This window comes from Planomonospora algeriensis (genome assembly GCF_977012225.1).
The window spans coordinates 1-2,195 of sequence record NZ_CDRNDK010000725.1 but is presented as its reverse complement, the minus strand read 5'-3'; the positions used below and the strand labels follow the sequence as shown (position 1 = coordinate 2,195).

The 2,195-nt window shown below is 71.7% G+C and carries 2 protein-coding genes; both read right to left on the bottom strand.

Features of this window, described 5'->3' with window-relative positions; all coding sequences use genetic code 11:
• Positions 1-1,732: hypothetical protein (locus tag ACWJ6R_RS35080; protein ID WP_449066329.1), on the bottom strand; the 1,732-nt coding region annotated here is incomplete at its 3' end.
• A gap of 50 nt (positions 1,733-1,782) precedes the next feature.
• The gene (locus ACWJ6R_RS35075) at positions 1,783-2,142 is read right to left on the bottom strand and encodes a hypothetical protein (protein ID WP_449066328.1); all 360 of its coding nucleotides are present in this window, start codon (positions 2,140-2,142) and stop codon (positions 1,783-1,785) included.
• Positions 2,143-2,195: the final 53 nt, after the last annotated feature.

Here is a 2,195-nt window from a genome sequence, read left to right as displayed (position 1 = left end):
GGCGGCCGAGTCGTCCGCGGCGGTCCGCCCACGGAGTCGGTGGCGCCGCGGTCAGGGCGGGCATGCGGATCCGGTACGGCGCGGCCGGGGTCGGTCCGCTCGGCACCGGCAGAGGCAGCATGCCGTCGCCGTCGTCGGTGAAGTCGGCGCGCATCCGCTCGAACCGGGTGTCGAACGCCTCCCCGATGGCCTCGCGGGCCACCGCGACGGCGCGCGGGTCGAAGTCGGCGCGTCGCTCGGAGATGATCAGGCTGATCTCGCCGATCTGCAGCGGCTTGAGGAACGCCGCCTTGAAGGGGCGCGGCCGGTCCTGGTCGAACTGGACGAACGCGCAGCCGGGGCCGGTGAGGTCGTCCAGGCTGATGCCTCGGTTCCAGCCGAACAGGTACGACAGCTCCTCCTCGTCCTGGACGAACATGCCGACACGGAACCCGGCCTGCTTCTTCACGTTCGGCGGTACCACGTCGCTGGTGGCGCGCAGGCCGGAGAAGATGACGTTGGCGGCCTCGTTGCGGCCGATGCGCTGGATCTCCTCCAGGTTCTCGCGCAGCTCGATGACGCGCGGGTCCCGGCTGGCCGGGCTCATCGCCTCCGCCGACTCGTCCACCATCACCAGGTAGTACGGCAGGCTGGCGGAGACGGGCAGCAGGGAGGCGTTCGCGGCCCGCTTGACCTTCCGCGTGGACTTCTTGCGGTCCTTGACGATCGCCAGCACGGCCCGGCTCAGCAGCAGCGCCTCGTCGATGTTGGACGCGGCCCACCCGAGCGGCGGCCGGTCGACCTTGCCTTCCAGCCACGCGTCCAACCATGGCTGGGACATGCCGCCGCCGTTGAGGTCGATGTGCAGCACGACCGTGTCGACGCATAGGCCGACGCCGGCGGTCAGGGCGTGCAGCAGGGAGGTCTTGCCAGATCCGCGCTGACCGGTGATGAGCCCGGCGAGCTCGCGCAGCGGCACCCGGGTGAGTTCGGCGTTGCGGTATCCGCCGAGGTAGACCGGCTCCAGGATCGAGCGCGGCGCGTAGTCGTCCGGGTAGTCCAGAGTCTGGTCAAGCAGGTTGACCGTGGACACGTGCATCCGCGCCGACCCGCGGTTGGGCCCCTTGGCGACTTCGACACCGCAGCCGTTGGGGAGCTTGGCGTCGGAGGCGAGAGAGGCCTCGGACGCGGCGAGCCGGTCACGGGTCGCGCCACCGGGCGGCAGATCGACCAGGAGGCTGTAGCCGGCGCCGTTGGGCCACCGCTGCACGTCTTCGATGCGGACGCGCATGGAGGCGACTCGCTGGATGCGGGCCTCCCACGCCTGGGCGAGGCGGGCATTGGAGCCGAGGACGAGCGCGCCGCTGGTGGTGGCGGCGCGGATGCGCTCGCCGTCACGGGCGGGGACGCGGGAGAGGATCGCGGCGGCCAGCGCGCCGACGCCGAGGGCGGCCCAGGTGTTGAGCCGCCACGGCGTGTCCGCCAGAGCGTAGGTGAGCCAGCCGCCGCCGCCGCACCAGCACGACAACCGGTAGATCAGCGCTCCGGGTCCGGCGCCGCCCCGGGCGTCGGCCACGACGGAGGAGAACGCGCCGACAGCGGTGCCGGCGGCCGCCCAGAACGCGGGCAGGTCGATGGCGTCGCCGACCGCGGCGGTTGCCGCTACGGCCAGGGTCGCCTGTGCGGTGGGGCCGAGGAGAACCACGTCGCGTTGCGCGGTGGGGCCGCTGCCGCGCCGGGTGCCGGTGGCCACGATGCTGCTCCTTCGGGGTTGTGCTCAGTGGTGGTGCTCGGGGCGGGAGGTCAGACGTGGTTCCATTTGCGCTCGCCGCGGCGGGGCGCCTCGCGGCGGAGGATCTCCTCAAGGTGGACGCGGCGGAACAAGGCGCCGATCTCCCGGGCGGGGTTGATCAGCTGTGCCTGGGCGATGAAGAGGTTGCGCATGGCCTCGGTGACCACGGTGTTGATGGGGTAGTCCGCTTCCAGCCGATCGGTGAGGATCTTGAGTGCGGTCGCGTTGAGGAAAGGCCACTCGTGCAGCTGGTCGAGCTGGCTGGCGACGATCATCATGTCCTCGGTGGCCCAGCGGGCGGCGGCGGGGATCAGCTCGGCTGACACGACGACGAGCGGGTTTCCGGTGGTGCTGTCGGTGGTGGTGCTCATGCGGGGGTTCCCTTCAGCGGAGGGGGGTGGACGGGTCGGATCACGAATCGGTC